Source organism: Moorena sp. SIO4A1 (genome assembly GCF_010672065.1).
In the GTDB taxonomy this organism is placed as follows: domain Bacteria; phylum Cyanobacteriota; class Cyanobacteriia; order Cyanobacteriales; family Coleofasciculaceae; genus Moorena.
Map to the genome: position 1 here is coordinate 1 of NZ_JAAHHX010000192.1, position 3372 is coordinate 3372.

The 3372-nt window shown below is 46.3% G+C and carries 3 protein-coding genes and 1 pseudogene; 3 read left to right on the forward strand and 1 reads right to left on the reverse strand.

The genetic code is table 11. The features are described 5' to 3' along the window. Window positions 1-214 precede the first annotated feature (214 nt). Both F6K53_RS35935 and F6K53_RS35940 read left to right on the forward strand, forming a co-directional pair. Window positions 215-373: pseudogene (locus F6K53_RS35935) on the forward strand (transposase); the annotation flags it as partial. Between the two features lie 103 nt (window positions 374-476). Further along, on the forward strand, window positions 477-692 hold the full coding sequence (locus F6K53_RS35940; RefSeq protein WP_293084184.1) for a hypothetical protein: 216 nt from the start codon (window positions 477-479) through the stop codon (window positions 690-692). Window positions 693-845: 153 nt separating this feature from the next. Here F6K53_RS35940 and F6K53_RS35945 read toward each other — a convergent pair whose 3' ends face one another. Continuing rightward, window positions 846-2291, reverse strand: a complete 1446-nt coding sequence (locus F6K53_RS35945) for an IS66 family transposase (protein ID WP_293084187.1) — start codon at window positions 2289-2291, stop codon at window positions 846-848. A gap of 50 nt (window positions 2292-2341) precedes the next feature. Here F6K53_RS35945 and F6K53_RS35950 point away from each other — a divergent pair. Beyond that, on the forward strand, window positions 2342-3372 hold a 1031-nt coding region (locus tag F6K53_RS35950; RefSeq protein WP_293084190.1), incomplete at its 3' end, for a reverse transcriptase domain-containing protein.

Below are 3372 nucleotides of genomic sequence, written 5' to 3' on the forward strand. Positions count from 1 at the left end.
TACCCAAGGATTGCTGTTAAGTGTGGTAGTCACAGCAAGCCAACGGTCAAGATCGAGTCGGAGCTGGGGCAGCATTGATGGAAGAAAGTTTTGACTGTTCTAGTTTGCAATTAATTTGGGTTGACCAGGGCTATAGTGGCCAACGCGCAAGCTGGTGTTGTAGCCAACCTTTGCGGTGCTGAGGAAGAGGAACGTTAAGCGTACGGAATCTGAATTTAAGGTTTTACCAAGACGCTGGGTAGTAGAACGTACCTTTGGTTGGTTAGGACGCTATCGTCGTCTGAGCAAAGATTATGAACTCCTGCCTGAAGTCAGTGAGGCCATGATTTATGGCGCTATGGTACGACTTATGCTCAGCCGTCTCACCTCTTAATATCCACTTTATAAATCAGCTCTAAGAGGTTGCCATTCTTGACTTTTAGTTGATTGCCATCAATTTTAAAGCGACCTTGAGCATCATCTAATAACTCATAGGTATGGGTATCTCCGGCATCAACATCATTAGTATTCAGCCTAGCAATGGTAGTGCCATTGTTACTGAATTCCTTGACACTGTTCCGATCAAGGCTGATATCCGTCGGAGCAAGATTCTGGTTAAGGACGTCAATGGTGAACGTTTTATCGTAGCTTTCACCCCCGGAGTCGGTGGTGCGGATTTTGAGATCATGACTAGAGTTGTCATCAAAGTCTAAGAGGTTGCCATTCTTGACTTTTAGTTGATTGCCATCAATTTTAAAGCGACCTTTAGCATCATGTAATAATTTATAAGTATGGCTATCTCCGGCATCAACATCATTAGTATTCAGGTAAGCATTCAGGTGTAGAGATTGACAAAGTCACCCCACTCACTTCAAAAGCGGAATCAGAGACAATTCGTGAGAACGCTGCCTGACTGCTAAGGACACAGCCTGACTCAGGAACTTTATGGTATTACGCCCTTGAGCACGACAAGACTGAATCACACTTAATAATGTTGCTGAACGCTCAAACCCATTCCAGGAGCGAGACCCCCCTGCGACTTTACGCTTAGTCACTGCCAAACGCAAAGAGCGCTCTGCCCGATTATTATCGGGTGGGACTTGTGGGTAGTCTAGGAAATACCACCATTGCTCGGACTTGTGCCTCAAAGACTTGAGCAACAACCCCGCAGCATGACCAGCTCTTGAACTCCAGCTCTCAATTGCTTCAGTTACTCGCCCCTTGAAAGACTCAGCCCAAGAAGCATAAACTGATGCCTCACCAGTCTCACGCCACTGACGGTGTTGGGCAAAGGCTTCATCAATCAACTCAATAAAGGCTTGACCCAAGCCTTGTTGGTGAGGCTGTTTCAGACGAGCGACTTGCTGAAAATGTCGTCGTAGATGAGCCAGACACTTTTGTTGAGCTGCAACTTTATAACCGTTGTAGACGCTAAAATCGTCGGAACTGAGGACTCCTGCAAAACTCTGACCAAGTAGATATTCAAGTTCGGCTCTTGAACGAGTGTCCCCGGCATGAAACAAACTATATCCGTATCCTGAAAGCACCCACATCCATTCTTTCACCCCATTGACCAACCATGGAGACTCGTCAACGTGGACATGAGTTTGATTCTTGACCCACTCTTTTAATTCACTCACATGTGGAGTAACGGCAGAGGCGACTCGCCGGGTGGTGGCTTCTAAAGTTCCTAAACTTACCTCGATGTTCCCAAACTCTTGCAACCATTCCTGTTGCTTTTGATAAGACAAATGACCGTAGTGTCCCAACCAAACCAGCATTGCCTGCAAGTTAGCTGACAAGTCTTGTCCTGCAATGACATTCTCGGGTAACTCTCCCCCAACCAGAGTCCCACAGTGATTACATATCCGTCGCCTCTGCTGGTACTCTACAATTTCGATCGGATGCTCTACCAGTTGAGCCACCACATAGCTTCGGGTTGAGCAATCCCTACTTTCCCACTGATTTCCCTGACAGATCGGACAACTTTGAGGTTCGACTACTACATATCGGTCAACCCGCCCAAATCCTTTTCGGGTTTTCCCTTTGTGTCCTGGTTGTCCTCCTGGTTTTCGTTTCTGCGAATCTGATTCCTTCGACGGTTTTTTTTCTGACCTTCTGATTAAATCACTTGATGGGGGTTTTGATGAAGTCTGGCTGTCTTTGTTCAACAGACTTTTGAGGCGTTCCACCTCCCCAATCAGTTGTTCAATCACTTGTTGCTGTTGCAGCACCAGCTCCACCAGAACTGATTGGGGCAGCAGTTCCAGAGCTTCAAAGCTATTTGGGATAGCTGGCGGTTTGATTTCCATGGTTCTACACTACTACTCATCCTTCCCTTTTTGTCAACCCCATCACCTGAATGCTTACGAACCACTATGGCCACATCTGGGTTCATAGCGGACTACGGGAAGTACCAATTCCCAAAAAGAATGGGAAAATCCGGATGTTAAAAATACCAACCATCGCCGATAGAGCCTGGCAATGTCTAGTAAAATACGCCCTCGAACCTGCGCACGAAGCAACCTTTCACGCCCGGAGTTACGGGTTTAGAACTGGACGTAGTGCGCAAGATGCCCAAAAATACGTATTCAGCCACCTGAATGCATCAAATAATGGTATCAAAAAAAGGGTCATTGAATTAGACATCAAAAAGTGTTTTGACCGAATCTCCCACAAATCCATCATGGATAGGTTGTTAGCACCAGCTAATCTGAAGATGGGGATATTCAGATGTTTAAAAGCTGGCATCTGCCCGGAATTCCACGAACAAGGAACGCCCCAGGGAGGCGTGGTCAGCCCACTACTCGCCAACATCGCACTTGATGGAATAGAAGATATACACCCATCAGTCCGGTATGCGGACGACATGGTAATCTTCCTAAAACCAAAAGATGACGCCGAAAAAATCCTCAGAAAAGTGGAAAAATTCTTAGACGAACGGGGTCTCGAAATCAGTCAAGAAAAGACCAAAGTAACCAAAACGACAGACGGATTTGACTTCCTTGGCTGGCACATGCGAGTCAAGCACAACGGAAAATTCCATTGCACTCCCTCAGTGGACAATCACAGGAAAATACGCGAGAAAATCAAAACCGTGGTCAACAGCTCGAATTATGGTGCAAAAGTCAAGGCTAAAAAGTTAGCCCCTATTGTAAGAGGGTGGCGACACTATCACAAATGGTGTGATATGGGAAGCTCCCGGGACAACCTATGGTTCATGAGCAAAACGGCACACCGGAAATTCCGAAAGGAAAAGAAAGTGAGTAGCCATCAAGCAACTGAGCTATGTAATAAAGCATTCCCAGAAGTAGGGTACAGACAAAATAAGCACAAGATGGTCCCAGGGACTAAGTCCCCATATGACGGAGACTTAGTTTACTGGAGTGAGCA

Excerpts from the sequence above, each read along its gene's own strand:
- F6K53_RS35940 (WP_293084184.1), top strand. The coding sequence starts at position 477 with ATGGGTATCTCCGGCATCAACATCATTAGTATTCAGCCTAGCAATGGT.
- F6K53_RS35945 (WP_293084187.1), bottom strand. The coding sequence starts at position 2,291 with ATGGAAATCAAACCGCCAGCTATCCCAAATAGCTTTGAAGCTCTGGAA.